The following is a 23269-nucleotide window of genomic DNA, read 5'->3' as shown; positions in this document are numbered from 1 at the left end:
ATCACTTTTCTATTTATCCAAGGAGTCCATGATGGCAAGAACCGCAGTGCTGAACCCGGAACAGGTACCGGCCGAATCGAGGGCGACGCTCGATGCATTCACGAAAAATATTGGCTTCACACCGAACATGATGGCGAGCTTCGCGCAGAGCCCGATTGCGTTTAACGCATGGGCGACGCTCCTGGGCGGCCTGAGCAAGGCGCTCGATGTAAAGACGCGCGACGGTATCGGCCTGGCTGTGTCCGAAGTGAATGGTTGCAACTACTGCCTGACCGTGCATAGCTTTACGGCCGAGCACATGGCCAAGTTGCCCCCCGACGAAATCCTCCTGGCTCGCAAGGGGCACGCCAGTGAGCCCAAGCGCGACGCAGCACTGCAGTTTGCACGCAAGGTCATCTTGACCCGCGGCCAAGTCAGCGACGCCGATCTGAGCGCCGTTCGCGAAGCCGGTTACACAGATGCCAATCTCATGGAGATCGTCGCGCTCGTAGCCATGTACTCGCTCACCAACTACTTTAACAACGTGTTCGATCCGGATAAGGACTTCCCTGCGGTGGCACCCGCGGGATCGATCTGAGCCAGATCGAGCGCCATCGGCTTCGCACCGAGAGTCGGCCGAAGTTTTGAGCGGTGGAGCCTGAAGTAACAACGAAGGTCTGAGGTATCCCAAAGCACGTGTCTTGGGGTGCCTCGGTACTCTTTGTACAAGTCGACAATATCTCGAGGAAGACAGTGACCCTCAATCATCCAATTTTTTCGCGCTGGCCTGCACGGCACCCCGCTCGAATGCAGCTGTTTTCCTTACCGACGCCCAACGGCGTGAAGGTGGGCATCATGTTGGAAGAAACGGGTCTCGCTTATGAGCCGCATCGCGTCGACATCATCGCTGGCGAGCACCATGATCCGGCCTTCGTCGCGCTCAACCCGAATGGCAAGATTCCTGCGATTTACGATCCGCATGGGCCAGGTGAACAGCCCCTGGCGTTGTTCGAATCGGGAGCGATCCTGATCTATCTCGCGGACAAGACGGGACAGTTTCTGTCCACCGATCCCGCCACCCGCTACGAAACCATTCAGTGGGTGATGTGGCAGGTAGGCGGTGTCGGACCGATGTTCGGCCAGGTTGGATTCTTCAACAAATTTGCCGGCAAAGCCTATGAAGACAAGCGCCCCCTCGAGCGCTACCTGACTGAATCAGCGCGGCTGCTCGGCGTGCTTGACGAACGGCTCGCAGGCCGAGACTGGGTGATGGGGCGCGACTATAGCATCGCCGATATCTCGCTGCTAGGTTGGGTGCGCAACCTGATCGGCTTTTACGAAGCCCGCGAGCTCGTCGGCTTCGAACGCTTTGCGCGTGTTCAAAGGTGGCTCGATCGTGGCCTCTGCCGTCCGGGGGTGCAACGCGGACTCGAAGTGACGGCGGCCTAGCCACAGATTGCCCTAGTCACCGCAACCCACAGCCGACCGACGTCGCCTATGTAGCAGGCTTGGCATGCCATATGTGACGACCGGCGCTGCAACGCAAACCATGTATCGCAGGGAGATCGTATGCAAACCATCACAGTCAGGGCCATCGATTGCAAAGATTTTCACACCTGGCTGCCGCTTTGGAAAAGCTATCAGCGATTCTATAACGTAGAGATCGCCGACTCCGTGACACACAATACCTGGCAGCGCTTTCTAGACCCCAACGAACCAATGTATGCAGCGCTGGCCATCGTAGGCGAACAGGCACTGGGATTGGTGCATGCCATCTACCATCGTTCGGTCTGGACAGTCGGCGACGATTGCTACCTACAGGATCTGTTCGTGGTGGACCATGCGCGCGGGGCCGGCATCGGTCGTGCACTCATCGAGCATGTTTGTGCGCATGCGAATCGCCGGGGTGCGCCTCGTGTGCACTGGCTGACACACGAATCTAACCATCGCGGCATGCAGCTTTACGACCGCGTCGCTGAACGTACGGGTTTCGTCCAGTATCGAAGGCGCTTGCGCTAATCCGCTGACGCGAATACACCATCGTCAGGACCTGGCCAGCGCGGGGATCGCTCCTGCCCTTCTATGCCGGACAAGGTGATCGCCCCTCCCGCAGGCGGGCAGCCGGGCGGCCGCGCAGAGGGGCGGGGTGCGGATGCGCGTGCGGGCTCAGACCATCGGTCCGGTACAACAGATGTGCGACCAAATCAGTAAATTTCACTCTAGCGCTTGATGTTTTCGAGGTCCTATGTCCCAAGTCGACTGGTTGAGCCAACTCCTGCAAATGATTAACGTCACAGGCCAACTTGAGGTTCGCTGCATCTATGGCGCGCCATGGCGTGTCGCATGGGATCAGTCCGCACCGCATGAAATTCCTTACCACGTCGTCCTCAAGGGTAGGGCGATTCTTGAGGATCCACAGACAGGCTCATTCAAGGAGCTCCTGAGCGGCGATATCGTACTGTTACCGCACGGGTCGGCCCATGTGTTGCACGATGGCAGCGGACACGCACCCCGTCAGACCAACAATCGACAGGGCTCCGCGGGATTCATGCTTAGCGAGAACGACGGCGACGGGGAACGTCTCGACATGCTTTGCGGGCGGTTTTGTATCCGGTCGCCCCATGATCGGATCATCCGCGATTATCTTCCGGAAACGTTGGTGGTACGGTCCGTGGTCGGGGAAGAAGGCATCATGTCGGCCTCGGCGGATCTTGCAAGCCTCGTGGGGCTGATGCGCATGGAGGCTACCGGCGACAAGCCGGGAGGCAACGCCATGCTCAACGCGCTGAGTTTCGCGCTATTCACGCTCGTGCTGCGCGCGGCGAGTGAATTGGAGCAGTCGCCCGAGGGCTTATTGGCGCTTGCCGGCCACCCACGACTGGCCCCGGCGATTTCAGCCATGTTCGCCGATCCGGCTCGGCCCTGGAGTCTGTCCGACCTAGCAGGCTTGTGCAATATGTCCCGCGCCACGTTTATGCGGCACTTTCAGTCCACGCTCGGGCGTTCGGCAAACGACCTGCTAACTGATATCCGGATAAGCATAGCCGCCAACGAATTGAAGAAGCCGACGATGACCACGGAGGCAGTGGCCGACTCGGTCGGATATCAGTCCGTTGCCGCCTTCCGGCGGGTATTCGCTAGCAGGATGAACATGACGCCGGGGCAATGGCGACGTCTGGCGCGCAACGGTGAGTAATACCCGCTCGCCTGTCACGCGCCGTTCTCGTGCAGCCCGGCCACACGCCAGCCGCAAGCCCTCGCCATCGACTATGCCAAGCTGCCCTTTGCGATACAGCGTAACCGTAGTTTGTCCGTGGCCGGACATGACGACGGCCGTCTTCTTTTGATCCTTGTAAGCATCATATTGAGTCATTCCAGTCTCGAAACCGCTAGGGTGCAGCGCTAAAGTGAAAGCGTCCAGCCAACCGTCATTGAAAGGGGAAGAAAATGACTGCCAATACAAACGCATTTCGTCTGAGAATCGCCGAAAAGGGCGTCCAATCGCTCTCTCTTCTCGCCCCACTGAGGTGGGCACTGGTCGTCATCTTTCTTTGGTTTGGCGCGATGAAATTCACCGCATACGAAGCCCACGGGATCGCGCCTTTCATCGCCAACAGTCCGATCATGAGTTGGCTGCATGCCTTTTTTGGCGTTCAAGGCGCAAGTTACGCCGTTGGCGTACTGGAGTTGTCGACCGCATTGGCGCTGATTCTTGGAGCATTCCAGCCTGGTTTCTCCGCTTTAGGCGCAGCGATGTCCACTACGACCTATGTTATCACGCTCACCTTCTTTCTGAGCACACCTGGCGTAGCAGAAGCGACAGCGGGTGGCTTCCCAGCGATTTCAGCGCTGCCTGGTCAGTTTCTTCTTAAAGATCTCGTTCTGCTCGCCGCATCGATCTCTCTTCTTTTGGCGTCTATCCGCAGCACATGGTTGGGCACCGCAGCGCCTGACGTTTAGCGGGTACAAGCCGGTTCAATGTCCCGCGTTAGCAATGGCGATCGATGATCTCAAAGAGGCGATTGCATGCAGTCACGACTTGCGATTCAGGTGCTGTCGCAATCCCGAGAAGAAGGCCAGACGAACCACAAGACGGCTGCGCGAACCACCCGGAAAGCGGTGATGGTGCCATCCCGGCGTTTTTCGCCTCTCGAGCGATTTGTATGTCGGGGGCGCCATGCGGGAGCCTGAGAAGTATGGCTAGGCCCGCGTTTGTCCATTGCGCATGGTGGGTTCGCAACTGCTCGCATAGCGCGTCACGCTGGGCTGTATATAGGCGCTTGAGCCGACGAACGCGCCGGATGTAGTGCCCATCGCGCAGAAACTGGGCTGTGGCAAGCTGAATGATCGGCGAGGGCGCCGGGGCAAGCGAGGCCACCACTTCAGAGAATTCGTTGATCAATCCAACCGGTGCCACCAAGAATCCAAGCCGCAGTCCCGGGCTGATGGTCTTACTGAACGTCCCGATATGGATAACCCGATGGCTTTCTCCCAAAGACGCCAGGGCGGGGGCAGCCCTGCCCTCCAACTGCAATTCGCTGAGGTAGTCGTCTTCGATAATCCAGGCGCCGCTGGATACTGCCCATTCAAGCAACTGAAGCCGTCGCTGTAACGACAAGGTCGGCCCCAAAGGTGCTTGTTGGCCGGGCGTCACAACAGCGAGCGCGGCGTCTGAAGCCTTATCGATTCCATAGTCGACATCCAACCCTTCGGCATCTACAGGGACCAAAACACGCTCTAGGCGAGCGAGTTCCAACGCTTTTCGGGTCACCATGAAGCCGGGCTCCTCCATCCAGACCTTTTTACGGTCGAGCCCGAGTACGCTTAGTGCGAGCCCGAGACCGGCGCTGTATCCGGAAGTGATAAACAGCTGTTCTGGGATGCAGTGAAGGTTCCGGGAAATCGCGAGATAAGCGGCAATCTCCCGGCGCAGCTCTAACTCCCCGCGGGGATCGGGATAGACCAATGACGAGGAAGATCCTACTTTCAATACATTTGAGGAGCGCGCGCGAGCGAAAAGCGTGTCCGGTAATGAGCCTAACGCCGGAATTCCAAGCTGAAATATGGCGGGACCCGCATGCATCGCGAGATAGGTACGGAAAAAATCCCCGTGAGCGGGCGCTCCGGGCAGAGCCGTTGGCGTACTCCGCCAAGGCGCGACGCGGGTGCCTCTCGCTCCAAAGGCCTCGATTCTCTGTGCGTCGGCCAAGCGCTCATACGCCGCTTGAACGGTACCGCGCGCCACACCGAGTTGCGCCGCGAGGTCTTGCCACGACGGCAATCGAGTACCCGGCGCGAGCACCCCGGTGTCAATTGCCTTTGCAATACTTAGTCGAATCTGCTCTGACAAGGGAATCTTTGCTTTCCGGTCCAGGTGGATTTGAAGCGTCGCGTCCATATACTTTCGTACACACACTGATTGAAATACTCGGTTCTTATATCTGTGCCATCGCGGGCTCCAGTTGCGTCGGTCAAGCGGAGCGCACGGACCACGTTCAGGTGGGAGACTGAATGTGGTCCGTATCGTCACAAACGTGCATCAAAGCCGTACCAGCGGCATCTGGGCAAACACAGAAGTTGAAGTGCTCGAATACGGCGAATTGCAAGATGTGGCGCGTCCGATTGGATCGCAGCGAGTTAGTCTGCGGGCGGCCTTGCGAGAGATCGGCGGCCGTATCGAGGCACGCTACGCGCCATCCAAGCCGCTTGCCGATGCCTATCACGGCAGTGATCACTTGAGTCTGATCGAGCAAGGCGGCGAAGCCTACGGCTATACCCGTTTCATTCGCGGCTTTCGTTGCGTGGCGATCCACTTCGACGATGCGCTGCTGGGTGAAGCATGCGGGAGCGCAACGGCTGCGGCAGAATTCCGCTCGCGGCTCATGTTCGAGAACAAGCCGATTTGGGCTATGGCCGATCGGCTCGCACTGGCATGCGTCACGCCGCGCATCGGTCAGCGGCTTTACTGCGAGAGTCTGGTTGGCATGCTCGCAGTGGAGCTGGCCGGGCTCGAGACAATCGGCCGAGGCGCGGCCTGCAAGGGAGGACTCGCTCCGTTCCGCTTGCGACGTGTTCTCGATTACATCGAAGATCATCTTGGTGAGAACATTGCCCTTACAGAGTTGGCGGCAATATCCAAAGTGAGTCTCGCGCACTTCATGCGCGCTTTTCGCACTTCGACCGGTGAGGCGCCGCTGCGGTTCATCATGCGACGGAGAGTGGCCCGGGCCACGCGATTGCTATTGGAAACCAGCACACCACTGGTCCAGATTGCCCGCGACTGCGGCTTCGCAGATCGTTCGCATATGACGACATGCTTTCGTCGCATTGCGGGGAACACACCGGGGCGCATCCGCTCGGAGCGCTCGTAAGTGACATGGCAAAGCATGGAATTTGCGTTGGACTGGCGCCTGCGCAGTGCACACCTGAGCCGCACGTTTCCTTTCGACAATTGCAATGCGCGGGGCCTGGGCAGCGCGTGTCGCTCATGCCGACGCACTTTCACGCGTTCCCTGGCTTCGCCTATACCGACGGCATGCGTCTCCAAAGCCCACGAATAGCGATTGCGAGAGTCGGTCTGTGCTCGCGCTGACTTCAGGATGCCATTGAACGCCAATTGCAAAGCGGGCCTCCACGACCCGCATAGCCTCAATCAAGCCGTCTGGCGCAATGGCTTCGGCCACCAGGCCTTCGCCTAGGGCGCGAACGCCTTGTGTGTGTAGGGAATTCACGAGGGCTACATCTGTTCCCAGCCAGCCGCTGAGGATGCCGTCGGACGATAGGTGAACTCTGTGCTTGTACCGATAGCGCGTGTCCAGTGCCTCTGACAAACCTTCCCAATGGTGTTTGTTGTAACCGGCCGCACAGAGGTCAGAGTGCAGTGTGCCTCCAAAAGCGACGTTCATCTCGTGAAAGCCACGGTCGATCGCAAGTATAGGCATTCCCCGTGACACGGCGCCACGCATCAATTGGACGATGACATGGTCACGCGCAGGACCAAGCGGGAATCCCGTTGCCAGCACATCTTCATGGAGAGCCGGATTGACAATGGAAGACCCCCCAGGGAACAGCAAGCCAGAGAGGACATGCAAATAGGAGGAGGCATCGGTAACCATCCCAGTCGCGGGAATGAAGACCGGTGTAACGCCGGCCACGTTGCTCAATGCGCGACGATACCTTTCCTTGGCGCCATGCTGGTCGTGTCCACCGGCAAAGAACCGGTTGCAGACAACTCCGACAAGCGCCGGAATGGTCTGACACGCAGGGTTAGGAGGATATGCCATGGCCAGACGTTTTGATGATGTGCAGTCAGCCGATGGTATGCGAAGACTTTGCTGGGCTGGATACTGGAGCGCAATATCACAGCAGGCTCAATAAAAACATGCTCGAGAAGAACAATGGCGGTCCGAAGCGCGCAGCGGGGACTGTGGTCGATTGTCCGCGTCAGTCGGAAAACCTCGGTCGCCGGTAGAATCCAGTGCCCATCATCTGGGCGATTGCTAGTTGTTCGAGCGGTCGTCGCAGGGTGTGGCGGGGCGCGATTCGACTGCAGGGTCCGCCGCGCTGACGGGAAACTACGGCTGAGTATTCCTACGCTTGGTAGTCAATGGTTGCTTCCGCGCCTGGCGCGCTTCAGGGCGGCGCATCCAGAGGCGGAAGTCGAGATGCGGCAGTTTCGACACGATGAGGACTTCGGCCGCGACGATGTAGACATCTGGCTTGAGGTGAAGCGCCCGAAGCGACGTTGGCCGGCCAGGATGCAAGTGGAATACCTTCTCGGCCGCGAAATCGTTCCCGTCTGCGCACCATCGTTACTGCAGCGCTTGAGCCGTCCCTGCCAGTTGCTCAAAGAGGTGTTGCTGCACCATACAAATTTTCCGGAGAACTGGGCGCTGTGGGCGAAAGCAGCCGGACTCAGAGCCTCACCCGCGCTGGGCCTTGGCCACGACCTGAGCATCAACTCGATCTTCGCGGCAAGGCTATTGCGCTAACGCAACGCCGCCTGATTGAGAGACGAAGCCGGTGAACTGGTGAAGGCTCTTGATTTGACTGTGGACGCCGGACGCTGCTATTTCGCCTGTGTAGACGCACAGCAACCGCGCAGCGCTGCGCAAACGCATTCCTGGACTGGATTCTGGCCGAGGCCTAATCGAATCGACAAAGTAGACGTATTGGGTCAACGACGCTGACGGAGAAGTTGAGGCCCACCTGCACCCTCAGAGTATTTTGCCTTTTTGTTGGCGTTTTGTTGAGGTCGCACGGTGGGAGACAGCTATGACTGGCGAGCGGCCCGACACACTCCGAATATGAGGGGCTGTTTACGGAGCGAATCGGTCGCTTGAGTGACCGCATGACCGAGAGAGCGAGCGGCCGAGAATGGCCGTGGATTCAATGGGTCGATGCAACACTAGACGCTGCGTAGGCAGTGGAGGTGTTGCAAATGAAACAAAGGCGCAGGATCTACTACACCGAGGCTCAGAAGGCACTAATGTGGGAGCGGTGGCGTAAAGGTGACACGCTTCACGAGATCGCCAGGTTGTTCGATCGGTACCACTCTTCGATACAGGGGATCCTTGCAAGAACTGGCGGCATACAGCCAGCGCAAAGACACCGTTCTCGGCTTGCCTTGACACTCGCCGAACGCGACGAGATCTCTCGCAGCGTGGTGGCCGGGCTGTCGATCAGGTCGATCGCGCTTCGGCTCGGGCGTGCGCCGTCTACCATTAGCCGAGAGTTGCGACGCAATAGCACAGACCAAGGGTATCGCGCGACTCAGGCCGATGAACTTGCCTGGGCTCGCGCGCACCGTCCAAAGACCTGTAAGCTCGTCAGGAATCGTACGCTGGCGCAAGTTGTGGCAGCCAAACTGAGGAAGCAGTGGTCCCCGGAGCAAATTGCAGGTTGGCTCAAGCATGTATATGCGGTCAACAAGGACTACCAGGTGTCACACGAGACCATCTATCGTAGCCTCTATGTGCAGGCCCGTGGCGCCCTGAAGAAGGAGCTGCTTGAACACTTGAGGCGATGCCGAAACATGCGTCACTCGCGCCTCTATTCTGCCAAGACCGACGAGCGCGGAAGAATCCGTGAAACCGTCTCCATCAGCGAACGACCCGCTACCGTTGAAGATCGAGCGATACCAGGTCATTGGGAAGGCGACTTACTCTTCGGCAGTGCGAATAGCCAGATCGTTACCTTGGTCGAGCGCCAGACACGGTTTGTGATGCTGTTAAAGGTGTCCAGCAAAGACACGGAGACCGTCGTCAACGCCCTCATCAAGCACGCCGGAAAATCGCCAAATGAGCTGTACAAATCGTTGACTTGGGATCGAGGTAAAGAGATGGCAGACCACAAGCGCTTTACCGTCGCGACCGATATCCAGGTCTACTTCTGCGACCCTCAGCATCCATGGCAACGAGGCTCCAATGAGAACACCAACGGACTCTTGAGGCAGTACTTCCCCAAAGGCATTGACCTATCTACATACTCCCAAGCCAAGCTCAATGCTGTGGCCAGGCGCCTCAATGAACGCCCGCGCAAGACACTAAACTTCGATACACCGGCTGAACGACTCCATCAAGCTGTTGCGTTGACCGGTTGAATCCACAGCCGAACGCGGAAGTTCAGCGGTGCGGACCGCCGCTGCGGCGTCGAACTTCCGCTCCCGACCCTGAGCGGCCCGTCAGTTTCGCCATCAGCAGTCATTCGTGCAGTAGGGCGCAGTCTCGCAGTTCTTGTAGGAGACCGCGCCTGGGAAGGCATCTGCCGCCCTTCAGCCAAGATTAGGTAATGCTGTCTGGGAAGGGCATCCCTACTTGCAGCACCTTCATCGAGCAGCGTGATGTCACCGAGCTTACCAGAGCTTCCACCACGGTTTGGAGGCGGGATGACCAGCTTTCTTGTGCAGCACGACTTCGCCGTCCTGATCGTAAAGTTCACCCTCATCTCCCTGAACTTTGGCCGACAGCGACTTCGATAGCGTCCACATCTTTCGAAGGATCTCTGGATCTGGGTTCTTCACCACGATGTTTCCGCTGTTAAATGAAAACCAGGCCATGCCTTGACCTTTCCCATGCTGAGAATAGGCAGTCCATATGGAGAGACCGCTCTCTTCAACTCGTAGAACGCCTCCATCCTTGAGGGGTGCTTCGGCGCAGCCATCAAGGCGCATTTCTGAATCGCTTTCGACGAGCTTCAACCATTCGGATAGCTCAATCTCTGGGCCGACTTCATCAAACCAGTTTTCACGTCGAGTAATACGAACGTCATATCCCACGAAATCCCCTCTCAATGGTTGGCCGGGCGAATCCCAAGAGCTTACCTGATGGAACGGCCCCTTAAATCTCATGGCTGAATCCTTCGTCGAGGCCATGAAGCGCGACGGTGCCTGGCGGCCGCATTTGGCCGGCAAGCGACCGCTGGCCGGCCAACTTTCCCTAGCTACACTTCAGTCTGTTCTGCTATTTCAAGCGCGTCGTCAACCTCGATGCCAAGATAGCGCACAGTGCTTTCGAGCTTGGTATGCCCGAGGAGCAGTTGGTCAGCGCGCAAATTCTTGGTGCGCCGATAAATCAGCGACGCCTTGGTGCGGCGGATTGAATGCGTTCCGTAAGCCGAATCATCCAGGCCGATGGAGGCGACCCACCGGTGGACGATCCGTGCATACTGTCGTGTCGACAAATGCGGCGAGGAATGCAGCCGGCTCGGAAAAAGGTAGTCGCCGAGCCGTAGCCCGCGAGCTCGGATCCAGCATTCAACGCTCGCCCGTGCTTGTTCCGTGATTTCGAACTGTACGGGATGGTGCGTCTTCTGCTGCTTTACTGTTGCGCGGGTGCCTACCTGGCTGCCAACGCAAATGTCCTGAACGCGCAAACGAGTTAGGTCACACGCCCGCAACTTGCTGTCGATAGCCAAGTTGAACAGTGCCAGCTCGCGCACGTTTGAGGTGAGCTGGAGTCGCGTTCGTATTGCCCATATCTCGTTCAATTTCAGAGGCGGCTTCTGACCGGTAAGTCGTCCCTTGTTCCATGGAACCGGGCGCGTCCGGTGGATGGCGGGGGCTTCCATGATGGTCTCCTTTCAGATGAAGGGAGAGCCAGTGTGCGCCTCAAAATGCATCATCGCCCCTGCTGTCGGCGAAGCAGTTCGGCCAGTGTGGGAAATGGCCAGTCCTCATCGTCATATCCTGGGGGTAGCCCCAGATGGCGATCACCGTCCCCGCATTTGGTCCGATCCCCAGGGAGAATGATCTCGGTGACCAGTATTCCTGGATGCTCCATCTCAAACAAAAAGCGGCTGCACATCGGGCAGTAGCCCCGATCTAGCGGCTCATCCTCCCCAAGGTCCATCAGATACTCGTGGATCTGGACCTTGACACCGCACTTGCATGTAACTGGCTCGATGTAGTTCATGGTTGCTCCTGGTGTGGAGTGCTCAGTGAACTGGTTCGAGGCACTCGCGTCCATGGATCATGAACATAACTGATCAACTTCGCATCGCCCGAACAGGGCACGAACGACTCTGCGCTATCAGTATTAGAGCCGCATCTTGATCGCTCAGAAATGTCGCTGCCAGAGACCGGAAAGATCCGTTTAAAGTCAGGACTTCAAACAACCAATGGTTGTGAGGACGTTGTCTTTCGAATGCGGCGCCTGTCTACGTTGGCCTTCGCAATCTGCCATCTCACGATGAACGTTCTCGTCCTCTTGAGCCTCAGACAACGATGGCGAGTGGACACGCAGATAGATCGATCTCGATGCAATTGCCACCAGGACTATCGCGGTGACGAGAAGAAGCATCCGCATAAGAAACGCAGTCCAAGCTTGCATTGTCGATAAGTTCAGAGTGAATTCTCATCGTCAACCGGCTCGGCTCGGTACACCGACCAGAAGTAATGTGAATGTCGATGGTGCTTGGCCTGCTTCCTCTCTGCGAAAAAGCGCACGCGTCCCGCAGGGCCCGCATCGAGGTCGATCTCCTGATGCGTCGCGGTCGACGTGGCGGCAGGGGGAAGCAGGTTTGTCGCCTCAGCGATGTACTGCCCCTGAATGCGCCCGAGGATGCCGTTTGCCCCGGACGCTGGTGGCTGGCTGGCGATGTCGCGAGATAGATGGCATTTCGCTGCCAGGCGGCTGTTTCCCATGATGCTGTTTTTCGATTGCCAATCGGACGACGTCGCTGCGGCGGTTTTAAGAGCGGCCAGGTCCGACGCGAACACCTTGCTTGTCTCGCTGGATGAGCGGCAAATGCCCGTACGACCGCAAGCGGGCCACGGCTTGCCGGGCCAACGTCACGGCTTCAAGATCCGGCAATGCCGCACTCTCTATGCCGAAAGATCCACATCTAGGGCAAGCGTACTTGTAGCCCCTCAGCACGGAAGACCGGATCCGCTCAGCGGCAGTGCCGCACAAGGGGCAATTTGCTGGTTCTGGAAGCGTGGTCACGTCGAACTCGATACTGTATATATATACAGTATAGCTGACGCGAGGCGAAAAGGAAGCCCTGGTATCACGCGGGGTACGGAGGGGAAGGGCCCGCGTCGATTTGAGCTCGCGGCGCGGGCGCAGTTTGAAAGACGCGACCGACGCACTCGACACACTCTTGGAATATGGCGGTATCACCTGGACAGCTTGTGTCAGCGGGCCCTTCGCAGCAGGCGCTAATGATAAGGGTGTGGGCGCCTAAAAAAGAGGCGAGACAGCGCTGTCGAGCTGCCTCGCCCTGCAATGCTGTAGCGGGGTAGCTCGCAGCAAACCAATCTATCGACAAGGGAGGCCTTTGATGAAGGCGTGCCCTTGTGGACTTAATCTAATCATTACGGACGCTTCGGGCATAGGCGGAGTGTGTGCAGTCGACCCTGTCGATCGGGCAGAGCAGCGCCAACGGCTGCAGCCGACCCATCGCGGCCACCGGTACCTAGTCCGCTGAATGACCGAGCGCATTCCCGGAACGGACGTTCCCTTCTCTGCCGTTGGGTTCGCATTATCTGGGCGAAACTTAGAAATAGGGCGTGGGATGGAGGATCTCCTCGCCCAGTTGCATCGAAAGCTCTGACGGCGTAGCGGTCCCCCCGCCGATGCCGCCGGCCGGCCGTGTCCGTAGTTGAGCGCTGTTGAAGGGCGGACGGTTCAATTCAGCGTCGGCAAGCGCGGGCCGTAGGGCAATCACCGGCCAGGTCGGAAAGCCGGGGCGACTAACAACGCCCCACCCAGGCAGACCCCATACAGGGTGCAATGTCTAAAACCCATGCGTTGTGGACAGCGCCTGACAGCCGGGCTTTCCGTAAGGTGGCGATGGGATAGGAGGGGACTGGCACGGATCATGTACGAGGCAAGATACCGAGCGAGATATGGGCGGAGCACCGGTGAGCTGGATGATGAAGTGTGGCGGGCGCGCGAGCGCGTCTGTGCCCAGATTGGCCGCGTCCGGGCGGCGCTCAACGAAGGCGGCGACGTCAAGCTCGCCATGCGGACCCTGCGGTGTCTGCGCCTGGGCTATGCAGAACTCCGTCGTCTGCGGCATGAGAGGCTCAGATAGTGCCAAGTAGCAGGTCAACGGCAAGGTGTCCTCGCTGCACGCAAGCTGTATCGGCCTCCGCGAAGGACGGGTATGGAGATGAGTGATAGTAGGGCCCAGCTAAATACGGACTCTCTGCATTCGCCGGCTCTCCGACTGCCACGCGGTATCCCCAACTATGGTGGCCGGGCAACTCATCATCGGCATCACTCTGAAACACCACCATCTGCAGTACCAGACCCCGATACTGCTCGAGTTTTCGTATGTTGAACGTGTCCATGACGAAGGCCCCCGACAGCAAATGTCCTTGCGAGGCACGCCCACCGTCACATTTGTCGCAGCGTCGAACGCCCCCTTTTATGACATCGTGCGCGCTGCAACTCAAAGTTGATATCCGACTCTGTCCTACGCCCCACAAGCTGGTCGGAGCCATAAATGGCTGATGAACGCAATAGTGCCGACTGCAGAAACTGGATGTCGAGCGACAGCAAATGGCCAGAATGGGTCAGCCTTCCATAGCCTCTTTCGCCTTGAGAGCAGTCGCCGGACTATCCCCAGCCTCGCTCGCACAAAAACGCGCCATAGCCGACAGGTCCGTGCAACCTTCCGAAACGCACGCCAGCTCCATGATTCGTCGCGCTTCGATGTCGTAGCTTGCAGACGTAGATTTCGGATTCCTGGCGAATTTTGCAGCGCAGTGATCTGGCGGTTCAGACATGCGCCGTAGGCGACAGGGCCGTTCGACCTATTCGAGATGCAAGCGATCCCCTTGACAAAAGCCACGCGCTTCTCGCCATGATGCGATATATGCACATTGCAATCTGGATGGGGCGAATATCAAACGGGCACGAATATGGCAAGTTGCTGCGGTCCATCGGTTGGATGTAAATGAAAGCCTGCAAGCGATCAATAACAGATGGAAGCGCTTTGAAATTGCACACCCTGCACAATCGTCTAGACTTGAACGCGCTTCTAACATTGCGCAGGCTGCCGCCACTCAGGGTCACACCGCGCGGCCAATTCCTGCGGCACCCGCTGTGCTACTGTGGTCTCTCTCGAATGGATGGCCTTTAGCGGGTGCATCATTTTCCCCGGTGTGACGAAGCGCGAAGGCTGTGGAAAAAATGCGTTCCACGTTAGCGCAAAAGGTCCATCGAAGAATCGCGCAGAGCTCGCGCACCATTGCCATGGCCGTGTGAGGACGTGCGAATGAAGTCCGCTTGATCGAACGAACCTTGTCCGGGAGACCGCCTTGACAGCCACCGATCAGTTGTTTCACGTTATACAACTCACGTATCGGGCGGTCCTTTGCGAGGATGCGTGGGGCGCACCGCTTGAGGCATTTTCGCGTCTGGTTAAGGCCGAGCGCTCCATGATTGCACTTGGCGACGCGTCGAGCGGCACGATTCTCGCGGCATATGGCATGAGCGTTCATGCATGCGATCAAATTCGCCGGCAACTGGCGACTGCATGCCCCGCCTGGATTGCAACGATACCTGTCGGTGTGCCCACACCGCAGACCTCGCGTATTTCCGACTCGGAGTTCGCCAAGTCTGACCTCTATCAGAAGGCTGTCCGTCCAGTGGATGGCTTCTATGGCATGGTGACGCCGCTCTTCCGAGTCCGACGCCGCAGCGCGCTTCTTGTGGCGGGACGCGTCCGCGGTCATCGTGATTTTCAGAGCCACGATGTGGCGACGGCGGCAACCTTTGTTCCTCATCTGCAGACTGCGCTGGACCTGCGGGCGCGAATTGCGGCGACCGAGCAGCGGGTCGCCGTGTCGGAAAGGCTGGTAACGGACAGCGGTGTCGGCCTGATCTGGCTCGATGAAGACCTGCGCCCGATTCATGCTGACGCGACGGCGTTGAAGCTTGCGGGCAAATATCTGACCGTACAGTCCACCGGCATTTCGGCGGCAGTTCCGCAAGACGGACAATCACTGTTTGCGACGATAGCGCGGGCGGCGATCCTTGCCCATTCGCGCGGGCGTCGGGGGTCGCCAATTGCCATTGACAGAAGCCTCTGCTGCCATCTTTCACGCGAGTCGCCCTTGCCGCCGCTTTCGATTACCGTAGTCCCCTTGGATCCTGACGTGCCCTGGATGATGGACGCCGCACGGTTGGTAATGGTGCTGACAGAGGAGGGGGGCAAGCCGCTGGCGGCAGGCACAGCGCAACGGCTGAGCGAGCTGACGCCGCGGGAGCGGGACTTGGTCGCGCAACTATTGGAGGGGCACTCCCTCGACGATGCCGGCCGCTACCTGAACATCAGCAAAGAGACGGCGCGCACATACCTGAGGCGAGTGTTCGCCAAAACTGACACGCATCGACAGGGCGAACTGATTGCGCTGCTAAGGAAGAGGGGTTGCTGATTTCGGCGGGGCCAGTCTTTCGGTGCTTGGCGGGAAGCGCCGCCTTTTTCCGTTCGTGGCCGTCCTCGAACATTCTCGCCCGCGTCTCCATTTGAGGACGTCAGCCCATAGCTCGTGTCGCCCGCTTGGAGCTACTCCTTTTCGGCACGAATTCTAGACTTTAGCCCGAGCCCGTGCAGCGAAGGCACGCAAGGCTCAATGATCGGGTCAATTAATCCGGAGAGTCTCGTATGCCAAACGTCGCGACGAATCTGAAAGCCGCAGGGCCTTTCGTAAAGACAGGGTTTCGCCCGCCTATCTTCGATCCAGGGCGACTCATCATCAATCCAGAGCGAATCTTCGAGAGTTATTGGAACAAACTTGGCGGATCACCAGGCAAGGCCGTCTCCGACGTCGAGAGCATAGCTGGCGGCAAGCGGAAGCGATACGAGCACGGCGTGCTCTACTATGGTGGCCCGACGAAACACCCCGTGTGGGTCTACGGCGCGATTGGCGACCGCTATGACCAGTTGGGCGGCGCTGGCTCGTGGCTCGGGTTCCCCTTGTCGGATGAGGCCGCATTCCCCCAAAGCGGTCGGGTGAGTCAGTTCGAGCATGGCGCCGTCTATTGGTGGCCTGACGTTGGTGCGATCGAATTGAGGGACGTCGCAGTTCACTACACCGGTCTTCTTTGCTTCGGTGAGAGCGACTCCGATCAGTTGTTTTCGGACTCGGATGAACCCTATGTGGTGATCGGCACAGTAACCCCTTTCGGATCGGAATCGGACCGGAGTGCGATCTATGACGATGTCGACGGTGGAGAGGGCGTCCCTGACATGAAAGAAATCTATCGCGGACCTCCGTACGGCATCACGATCAGCTCGCTGATCATGGAGCATGATGATGAGAACCCCGATCGATACAAGGACGCCATGAGTGCGGCAGTGGCTGCCGCCGCCACTGGCGTGACGGCGGCGGTGGCGGTGATTCCCGCCGTTGGAGCGTTACTAGCAACAGTAGTAGGACCCTTACTGGCAAGTACGGTACCAGTGATCAGCTCGGCTTTGAATGATGCGCTGGATCTGGCAGACGACACCATTGGCTACGGCAACTTTGTGCTCACGGCGAAAGACATGGTGGTCATGGCAGCCCGCAAGCCGGTCGAAACCTATCACGGCGTGGGCTTCAAGGTGCAGACACCGCTGATCTCGGGTGACGGTGCGTCCTACAAGGCTTGTTACAGCGTGGTCACCGTCTAGATCGATTGAAGCGCACGGGCGAGCCGGCCACTAGTGGCCGGCTTGGGCGTGCGCTTCAGAATTGGATCGAGGCGTGCCCGCCGCCGCCAAGGGGTAGCTGGCAGCTCCCAACTCTTGGTGGAGACCCGGGCTTCGGAGTTGTCCGAACCGCGACCGTCGCAGGACGACTGTGGATTCAACCGGTCAACGCAACAGCTTGATGGAGTCGTTCAGCCGGTGTATCGAAGTTTAGTGCCTAGCGACGGGTGTCAAGTAGACGGACCCAGGTAGAGGTCTTTCGAGAACGACACAACGAAGTCGGTAGAACTAGCTGCCAGCGCCGCTAGAGTCCCCGCTGCCCGCTTTGCCGGCGTAGTACACGATATGCCGTTGCAAAAGAGACAGCATCGTCTCTGCTGCAGGCGTTGGCGGCAAACCTCGCCTCCGCACAAGGACGATATCTACAGAAGGCAGCTTCTCTTCGATCGGGATCTCCATCAGCACGCCTTTCATCAACGCGGCCTCGACCCACTGCCGGGGCTGCACCGCAAGCATGTCGGTGGAAGCCAGAAGCGACCATGTCGCCGTGCCGTAATCGCACTGCACCACGCGGGGTGGCACGTCGAGTCCGTGCGACTGGAAGAATTGATCGTGGTCGGTCGCCATCATGCCCGTAGCGTTCGACACAAGCCATTGCGCACTGAGCAGATCGCGAAGTCTGCGCGCCTTGCGCAGCGGATGCTCCCGGCGGCAGACGATGGCGCGCCTGTTTTGCATCAGCAGTTCGACGCTGTAGTCGTCGCCGAGCGGTACGGATGGGCGGGGCCCGATGGCAAAGTCCAGTGCGCCGGCGCGGAGTTCCGGAAGCATCGTGCCGGGCTGAGCCGGGATGATGCGGATGGCCGCGTCGGGGAATTTTGCGCTGAATGCTTTGATGGTGTCTGGAAGGACCGAAAGTGCCACCGCCGCTGAGACGGCCATGCTGACGCTGCCGCCCGTCCCGCTGGAAATCTGCCGCACCTCACCCTGGCCCCGTTTCAGCTCATTGAGTGCCGCCTGCGCGCGATGGAGGAATGCCTTTCCTGCCGGCGTCAGCATCGCGCCGCGCGCATTTCGCTCGAACAGCGTCGCGCCCAGCTCCGTTTCGAGCTGCTGGATGCTTTTGGACAGCGAAGGTTGTGCCAGTTCCAGCTTACGCGCTGCCGCCCGGAGGCTGCCTGTCTGGGCGACGGCGACGAAGTCGCGGAGGTTGTGAAGCTTCATCGGAGTCGGGCCTGTGTGGGGTCAGTGATAGCTGTCGGCTATCTCCGGCGCAATTTTGCCATCTTTCGGGGAAACGGGGGCGGGGCTACCTTTCGTTCCGTGGCGCGACGACATGCCGCAAAAACGACGAACACATCACCCGAGACAGCCCCCATCATGCGCCTTGCTTCCTTCCTGGCCCACAGCCGGCCGGCCTACGGCGTCGTCACTGATGACGGCATCATTGACCTCTCCGCGCGCTTTGGCGATCGCTATCCTGACCTGAAGGCATTGCTGGGCGCGCCGGCGGAAACGGCGCGCGCTGCGACCGCCTCGGTAGACGGTCCTGATTTTCGTACCGAGGACGTCATCTTCCTGCCCACGATCCCTAACCCGGGCAAGATTCTGTGCGTAGGTCTCAACTACCACGCCCACCTGGCCGAAACTGGCAAGGCCGAAACGGCCCATCCTCCCATTTTCCTGCGCGTAGCTGATTCGCAGCAGGGGCACGGGCAACCGCTGCTGCTGCCGACCGAGTCGCACAAGTTCGACTTCGAGGGCGAGGTTGCCGTCATCATTGGCAAACCAGGCCGCCGCATTGCGGAGGCGAACGCCTGGGATCACATTGCCGGCTACGCCTGCTATAACGACGGATCCGTGCGCGACTGGCAGGTCCATACGCCGCAGTGGGGACCGGGCAAAAACTTCTATCGCACGGGCGGATTCGGCCCGTGGATGGTGACGGCTGACGAGATTCCGCCCGGCACCGTGATGACGTTGACGACACGCCTGAACGGCGAAGAAGTCCAACGCACGACGACCGACCTGCTGATCTTCAGCATCCCGCAACTGATCGCCTATCTCTCCACGGTGATGCCGCTGGAGACCGGGGACGTGATCGTCTCGGGCACGCCGGGTGGCGTGGGCGCCAAGCGCAATCCCCCGCTGTGGATGAAGGCGGGAGACGTGGTCGAGGTCGAAGTGGACCGCATCGGTGTGCTGAGCAATTCCGTGGTCAGCGACCCGGCCGCGCAATGAGCGGCAGCCCGGCGCCAATACACGGACATCCCGCCATGATCCATCTCGAAGACATCGCCCATGTGGCGTATCACGCCGAAGACCTCGCGATGACGTCGGTCTTCCTTGCCGACTTTGGACTCGCGCCGCTGTCGCAAACCAGCGATGCGTTGTACATGAAAGGCAGCGGCGTACAGCCATACGCGCATGTCACGCTGGCTGCAGGCAGGGAGAGGTCCGGCATGGCCTACGTTGCTTTTGAAGTCGCATCAGCCGACGAACTGCGCCGGGCGGTCACGATTCCAGGTGCGAGCGCGATCGAGGAAGTCGGCGGTCCGTGCGCAGGCCTGCGCGTGCGGCTGCGCGATCCCGACGGCTTCGCGATCCACCTCGTGCACTGGAGGCGCGTTCGAGCGGCGGCCGCGGACAACGCCCAACCGCCTGCGTGCGCGGCGAAGACCAACACGCCCGCAACGAAATCTCGGCTCGGCGCGACGCTGCGCCCGCCGCGTGGACCCGCTCCGGTCTTCCGGCTCGGGCACGTGCTGCTCAATGTGCGCGACATCGCGGCCACTGACGCTTGGTACACGCGGCATCTCGGGCTGCGGCTCTCCGATGGCCTGATCGAGCCTGGCGGCGACCGCATGGTGGCCGGATTCTACCGGCTGTCCAAGGCAGACCAGTACGTCGATCACCACGCCATAGGCTTTGTCGAGGCACCGGCCCCGCTGGCGGGAACGGCGCATCACGCCTCGTTCGAGGTGGAGTCGTTCGACGCGATCAGCGCGGGGCACCACTGGCTGGGCAGCCGGGGCTGGAAGCCGCGTTGGGGGGTAGGTCGGCACGTACTGGGGAGCCAGGTGTTCGACTACTGGCATGACCCCGCCGGCAATGTCGTCGAGCACTACGCCGACGGCGACGTCTTCAACGAGAGCACGCCTGCGGGCTTCTATCCGAACAGCATCGAAATGCTCGCAAGCTGGGCGCCGCCTTATCCGGGTACCAGCGGCACGACGGGCGTTCAGGGCGACGCCGAATAGACGTTAAAGCCAGTCACCGGCGTCGCCCGGCGGCGTTAGTCAACAGGATGAAAATCATGCAGATGAAGGATGAGCACGTCGCCGCATGCGACGTCGATGTCCTGATCGTCGGTGCCGGGCCGGTAGGCCTGGCAGCGGCGATCGAACTCGGTCAGCGCGGTGTGACGGTGCGGATCGTCGAAGCCAATGCCCGCGTGGGCAATGCCCCACGGGCAAAAACCACCAACGTCCGGAGCTGCGAACACCTGCGACGCTGGGGCCTGATCGACGCATTCCGGGCCAAGGCGCCCTTCGGCGTCGACTATCCCTCGACCGTTTGCTTCGCAACCCGGCTTGCCGGCTGGCCGATCACCGCATTCGAGAACGCATTCTATTGCCGGCCCGGGCAGAACCCGCTCTATGCGGAGCACGCGCAGTGGATTCCGCAGTACAAGCTGGAGGAGGTGCTGCAGGACCACGTGCTCGCGCAGCCCGGTGTCAGGCTGTCGTTCGGCACGCGGCTGGAGGCGTTCACGCAGGACATCGATGGCGTGAATGCCGTGCTCGACGGTGTTTGCGGCGCGGAGCCCATTCGCGCCCGCTACCTGATCGGCGCCGACGGCGCGCGCAGCGCTGTAAGGCGGCTGTTGGGGATCCGCATGGAAGGCTCGGGCGGACTGTCGCGGAATCGGATGATCGTCTTCCGTCAGCCCGGCCTGGAGACGATGCACGACCTGCCAAAAGCCGTGATGTACTGGCTCGTCAATGCCGACTCGCCCGCGGTGATGGGCCCGCTCGATACCGGGGACCGCTGGTACATCGGCGGGGCGGTATCGGCACTGACCGAGGATCCCGTGCGGTTCATCCGTGGCGCCACCGGGCTGGATATCGCGCCGGAGATTCTCTCGGTCGACGACTGGGAAGCGCACCAATTGCTGGCTGAACGCTACCGTGAAGGGCGCGTGCTCCTGGCCGGTGATGCCTGCCACCTTCATCCACCTTATGGCGGCTACGGTATGAACCTCGGCATCGGCGATGCCGTTGATCTGGGCTGGAAGCTGGCCGCAACAATGCAGGGTTGGGGCGGCCCTGGCCTGCTAGACAGCTACGAGTACGAACGGCGCCCGGTGCACCGCCGCGTGATCGACGAAGCCGTGCTGAATCACGCTACACGGACCAGCAACCTGTGCGTGCCGGACATCGAGGCCGAAGGCCCGGCCGGTGATGCCGCGCGCGAGACTGTAGCCGCGCAGGTCCGCACCGCCAAGGCGCGGGAGTTCGACTCGCTGGGCGTGGTGCTTGGCTATCGCTACACGGCGTCGCCGCTGATCGACTACGGCGCTGGGGCGGCGGCGGACTGCCATCCGAGCAGCTTCGTGCCGTCCGCCATCCCCGGTTGCCGCGCGCCGCATGCGTGGCTGGCGGAAGGCACTGGCAGGGGCGCGTCACTCTACGACATGTTCGGCGGCGGCCTCACGCTGCTGGTGCTGGACGACAGCGCGAACGGGGTTGGTGCACTGGAAGACGCTGCGGCCCGGCTTGGATGCCCGCTGACGATCGTGCGGTTGAACAACGCACAAGTCCGAGCGCTCTATGACGCCCGCTACGCCCTGATCCGCCCCGATCAGCACGTAGCGTGGCGTGCCGACGCGCTGCCCGCCGAACCCGATGCGTTGCTCCGGCGGGTGACCGGACACGGCTGACCGCGACCGCGGCAATACGGATTTGAAGCATGCGAGGCGTAGCCGAAAGCCTGCACAGTCAGGCAGGCACGCCCGCTTACATAAACGGATCGTCCTGACCGACATCCAGAAAAAAGGAGGAGACATTGCAACCCAAGCAGCCCTCACAGGATATTAGCCGCCGTTCCGGCAAGGCAGCACTGGTGCTGTGCCTGGCAGCCGCCGGCACCGCGCATGCGGAGAACAGCGTCACTATCTACGGCATTCTCGACAACGGCATAGAGGTCATCAACAACCAGCCCAATGGCTCGCACAGCATCACCCGCATGACCAGTGGCGGTCAGGCGGGCTCGCGCTGGGGCTTTCGTGGCAACGAAGACCTCGGCGGCGGCAATTCCGCGTTCTTCGTGCTGGAATCGGGGCTGAGCATGGACAGCGGCTCGCTGCAGCAGGGAGGCAGGCTGTTTGGAAGACTGGCTTACGTGGGCATCGAAACGCCTTACGGGCTGGTCTCCCTCGGCCGCCATCGCAATGCCATCTTCGATGTGGCGATCCCATTCGACCCGATGGTCTACAACCTGTACTCGGTCTTCGGGCAGGATCCGCAGATGGGCGGCCGGGTCGACAACGCCGTGCGCTACACCAAGGAAGCCGGTCCGGTGACGGTGTCGGCGCAATACAGCTTCGGCTACGACTCGACGATCGCCAACGGCAGTGAAGTCCCCGGCAACCTGAAGGTGGGCCAGGAATGGGGCGGCTCGATCCAATATGGCGCGGGGCCGTTCGGTGCGATGCTGGCCTACGACGAGCGCCACGGCGCCGCGGTTGCCACACAGGACAATACCGACCGCCGCACGGTGGTGGCGGCCACCTATGCCGGGGAGCGCGCCAAGGCCTTCGTTGGCGTGCGCAACCTGCGCTCGCGCGTGGGCGGCATCACCGCCATCGCAGATATCTACTGGGCGGGTCTCACCTGGAAGTTCACGCCGGCCTTCAGCCTGACTGGCGCGGTCTACCAGAATGATCAGAAGGGCAGCGACAAGGATGCGACAACGTTTGCGCTGTCGGCCTTGTACAACTTTTCCAAGCGGACCTTGGTATACGCCAACATCGGCTATGCGAAGAATCGCCACGGTTCCACGGTCGGGCTCGCGGCCCCCAACAGCGTGACGCCGGGCGAGAGCCAGACCGGCGTCGTGGCCGGTGTGCTGCATCGATTCTGAGGAG

General features: G+C 60.2%; 21 protein-coding genes. 14 read left to right on the top strand and 7 right to left on the bottom strand.

Annotated features, from left to right (window positions below; all coding sequences use genetic code 11):
• Window positions 1-31: 31 nt before the first annotated feature.
• From AC24R4_RS10825 to AC24R4_RS10805, 5 genes are all read left to right on the top strand, one after another.
• Complete coding sequence (locus AC24R4_RS10825; protein ID WP_487523069.1) at window positions 32-577, top strand: carboxymuconolactone decarboxylase family protein; 546 nt, start codon at window positions 32-34, stop codon at window positions 575-577.
• Between the two features lie 155 nt (window positions 578-732).
• Window positions 733-1428: a glutathione S-transferase N-terminal domain-containing protein gene (locus tag AC24R4_RS10820; RefSeq protein WP_487523068.1), complete on the top strand. Its 696-nt coding sequence runs from the start codon at window positions 733-735 to the stop codon at window positions 1426-1428.
• Between the two features lie 120 nt (window positions 1429-1548).
• Complete coding sequence (locus tag AC24R4_RS10815; protein WP_487523067.1) at window positions 1549-1998, top strand: GNAT family N-acetyltransferase; 450 nt, start codon at window positions 1549-1551, stop codon at window positions 1996-1998.
• 226 nt (window positions 1999-2224) lie between these two features.
• The gene (locus AC24R4_RS10810) at window positions 2225-3175 is read left to right on the top strand and encodes a cupin domain-containing protein (protein WP_487523066.1); all 951 of its coding nucleotides are present in this window, start codon (window positions 2225-2227) and stop codon (window positions 3173-3175) included.
• Window positions 3176-3426: 251 nt separating this feature from the next.
• Complete coding sequence (locus AC24R4_RS10805; protein WP_487523065.1) at window positions 3427-3939, top strand: YkgB family protein; 513 nt, start codon at window positions 3427-3429, stop codon at window positions 3937-3939.
• A 28-nt stretch (window positions 3940-3967) separates the two neighbouring features.
• On the opposite strand, the gene pdxR is transcribed toward AC24R4_RS10805, so the two are convergent.
• Complete coding sequence (pdxR, locus tag AC24R4_RS10800) at window positions 3968-5377, bottom strand: MocR-like pyridoxine biosynthesis transcription factor PdxR (RefSeq protein ID WP_487523064.1); 1410 nt, start codon at window positions 5375-5377, stop codon at window positions 3968-3970.
• Between the two features lie 115 nt (window positions 5378-5492).
• On the opposite strand from pdxR, the gene AC24R4_RS10795 reads away from it, so the two are divergent.
• Entirely contained in the window at window positions 5493-6350 is an 858-nt protein-coding gene (locus tag AC24R4_RS10795) for a helix-turn-helix domain-containing protein (protein ID WP_487523063.1), read from the top strand.
• A gap of 114 nt (window positions 6351-6464) precedes the next feature.
• On the opposite strand, the gene AC24R4_RS10790 is transcribed toward AC24R4_RS10795, so the two are convergent.
• On the bottom strand, window positions 6465-7262 hold the full coding sequence (locus AC24R4_RS10790; RefSeq protein WP_487523062.1) for a gamma-glutamyl-gamma-aminobutyrate hydrolase family protein: 798 nt from the start codon (window positions 7260-7262) through the stop codon (window positions 6465-6467).
• 327 nt (window positions 7263-7589) lie between these two features.
• On the opposite strand from AC24R4_RS10790, the gene AC24R4_RS10785 reads away from it, so the two are divergent.
• Window positions 7590-7970, top strand: coding sequence for a LysR substrate-binding domain-containing protein (locus AC24R4_RS10785; RefSeq protein ID WP_487523061.1), 381 nt, complete (start codon window positions 7590-7592; stop codon window positions 7968-7970).
• 449 nt (window positions 7971-8419) lie between these two features.
• A complete protein-coding gene (locus AC24R4_RS10780; protein WP_487523014.1) occupies window positions 8420-9580 on the top strand; it encodes an IS30 family transposase in 1161 nt (386 codons plus the stop codon).
• Window positions 9581-9832: 252 nt separating this feature from the next.
• Here AC24R4_RS10780 and AC24R4_RS10775 read toward each other — a convergent pair whose 3' ends face one another.
• From AC24R4_RS10775 to AC24R4_RS10760, 4 genes are all read right to left on the bottom strand, one after another.
• Window positions 9833-10327, bottom strand: a complete 495-nt coding sequence (locus AC24R4_RS10775) for a hypothetical protein (protein WP_487523060.1) — start codon at window positions 10325-10327, stop codon at window positions 9833-9835.
• 92 nt (window positions 10328-10419) lie between these two features.
• The gene (locus AC24R4_RS10770; protein WP_487523059.1) at window positions 10420-11046 is read right to left on the bottom strand and encodes a tyrosine-type recombinase/integrase; all 627 of its coding nucleotides are present in this window, start codon (window positions 11044-11046) and stop codon (window positions 10420-10422) included.
• Window positions 11047-11096: 50 nt separating this feature from the next.
• A complete protein-coding gene (locus tag AC24R4_RS10765; RefSeq protein WP_215531386.1) occupies window positions 11097-11390 on the bottom strand; it encodes a hypothetical protein in 294 nt (97 codons plus the stop codon).
• Between the two features lie 428 nt (window positions 11391-11818).
• On the bottom strand, window positions 11819-12196 hold the full coding sequence (locus AC24R4_RS10760; RefSeq protein WP_487523058.1) for a hypothetical protein: 378 nt from the start codon (window positions 12194-12196) through the stop codon (window positions 11819-11821).
• A 2550-nt stretch (window positions 12197-14746) separates the two neighbouring features.
• Between AC24R4_RS10760 and AC24R4_RS10755 the strand changes: the two genes are divergently transcribed.
• Both AC24R4_RS10755 and AC24R4_RS10750 read left to right on the top strand, forming a co-directional pair.
• A complete protein-coding gene (locus AC24R4_RS10755) occupies window positions 14747-15865 on the top strand; it encodes a helix-turn-helix transcriptional regulator (protein ID WP_487523057.1) in 1119 nt (372 codons plus the stop codon).
• 230 nt (window positions 15866-16095) lie between these two features.
• Window positions 16096-17103 carry an LGFP repeat-containing protein gene (locus AC24R4_RS10750; RefSeq protein ID WP_487523056.1) on the top strand — a complete coding sequence of 336 codons (1008 nt, stop codon included), beginning with the start codon at window positions 16096-16098 and terminating at the stop codon, window positions 17101-17103.
• 306 nt (window positions 17104-17409) lie between these two features.
• Here AC24R4_RS10750 and AC24R4_RS10745 read toward each other — a convergent pair whose 3' ends face one another.
• Window positions 17410-18345, bottom strand: a complete 936-nt coding sequence (locus tag AC24R4_RS10745; protein ID WP_487523055.1) for a LysR substrate-binding domain-containing protein — start codon at window positions 18343-18345, stop codon at window positions 17410-17412.
• A gap of 156 nt (window positions 18346-18501) precedes the next feature.
• Between AC24R4_RS10745 and AC24R4_RS10740 the strand changes: the two genes are divergently transcribed.
• The 4 genes from AC24R4_RS10740 to AC24R4_RS10725 all read left to right on the top strand — a co-directional run bounded on the left by AC24R4_RS10740 (window position 18502) and on the right by AC24R4_RS10725 (window position 23265).
• Window positions 18502-19362, top strand: coding sequence for a fumarylacetoacetate hydrolase family protein (locus AC24R4_RS10740; protein WP_487523054.1), 861 nt, complete (start codon window positions 18502-18504; stop codon window positions 19360-19362).
• Window positions 19363-19397: 35 nt separating this feature from the next.
• The gene (locus AC24R4_RS10735) at window positions 19398-20381 is read left to right on the top strand and encodes a VOC family protein (protein ID WP_487523053.1); all 984 of its coding nucleotides are present in this window, start codon (window positions 19398-19400) and stop codon (window positions 20379-20381) included.
• Window positions 20382-20437: 56 nt separating this feature from the next.
• Window positions 20438-22063, top strand: a complete 1626-nt coding sequence (locus tag AC24R4_RS10730) for an FAD-dependent monooxygenase (RefSeq protein WP_487523052.1) — start codon at window positions 20438-20440, stop codon at window positions 22061-22063.
• 125 nt (window positions 22064-22188) lie between these two features.
• Entirely contained in the window at window positions 22189-23265 is a 1077-nt protein-coding gene (locus AC24R4_RS10725) for a porin (RefSeq protein WP_487523051.1), read from the top strand.
• Window positions 23266-23269 lie beyond the last annotated feature (4 nt).

It is taken from the genome of Cupriavidus sp. CER-90 (genome assembly GCF_057652055.1).
This window is presented reverse-complemented; position numbering and strand designations above follow the sequence as displayed.

Coding starts and splice junctions, on each gene's coding strand:
- AC24R4_RS10825 (WP_487523069.1), top strand. CDS start 32: ATGGCAAGAACCGCAGTGCTGAACCCGGAACAGGTACCGGCCGAATCG.
- AC24R4_RS10815 (WP_487523067.1), top strand. CDS start 1,549: ATGCAAACCATCACAGTCAGGGCCATCGATTGCAAAGATTTTCACACC.
- AC24R4_RS10810 (WP_487523066.1), top strand. CDS start 2,225: ATGTCCCAAGTCGACTGGTTGAGCCAACTCCTGCAAATGATTAACGTC.
- AC24R4_RS10805 (WP_487523065.1), top strand. CDS start 3,427: ATGACTGCCAATACAAACGCATTTCGTCTGAGAATCGCCGAAAAGGGC.
- pdxR (WP_487523064.1), bottom strand. CDS start 5,377: ATGGACGCGACGCTTCAAATCCACCTGGACCGGAAAGCAAAGATTCCC.
- AC24R4_RS10790 (WP_487523062.1), bottom strand. CDS start 7,262: ATGGCATATCCTCCTAACCCTGCGTGTCAGACCATTCCGGCGCTTGTC.
- AC24R4_RS10780 (WP_487523014.1), top strand. CDS start 8,420: ATGAAACAAAGGCGCAGGATCTACTACACCGAGGCTCAGAAGGCACTA.
- AC24R4_RS10775 (WP_487523060.1), bottom strand. CDS start 10,327: ATGAGATTTAAGGGGCCGTTCCATCAGGTAAGCTCTTGGGATTCGCCC.
- AC24R4_RS10770 (WP_487523059.1), bottom strand. CDS start 11,046: ATGGAAGCCCCCGCCATCCACCGGACGCGCCCGGTTCCATGGAACAAG.
- AC24R4_RS10765 (WP_215531386.1), bottom strand. CDS start 11,390: ATGAACTACATCGAGCCAGTTACATGCAAGTGCGGTGTCAAGGTCCAG.
- AC24R4_RS10750 (WP_487523056.1), top strand. CDS start 16,096: ATGCCAAACGTCGCGACGAATCTGAAAGCCGCAGGGCCTTTCGTAAAG.
- AC24R4_RS10745 (WP_487523055.1), bottom strand. CDS start 18,345: ATGAAGCTTCACAACCTCCGCGACTTCGTCGCCGTCGCCCAGACAGGC.
- AC24R4_RS10740 (WP_487523054.1), top strand. CDS start 18,502: ATGCGCCTTGCTTCCTTCCTGGCCCACAGCCGGCCGGCCTACGGCGTC.
- AC24R4_RS10735 (WP_487523053.1), top strand. CDS start 19,398: ATGATCCATCTCGAAGACATCGCCCATGTGGCGTATCACGCCGAAGAC.
- AC24R4_RS10730 (WP_487523052.1), top strand. CDS start 20,438: ATGCAGATGAAGGATGAGCACGTCGCCGCATGCGACGTCGATGTCCTG.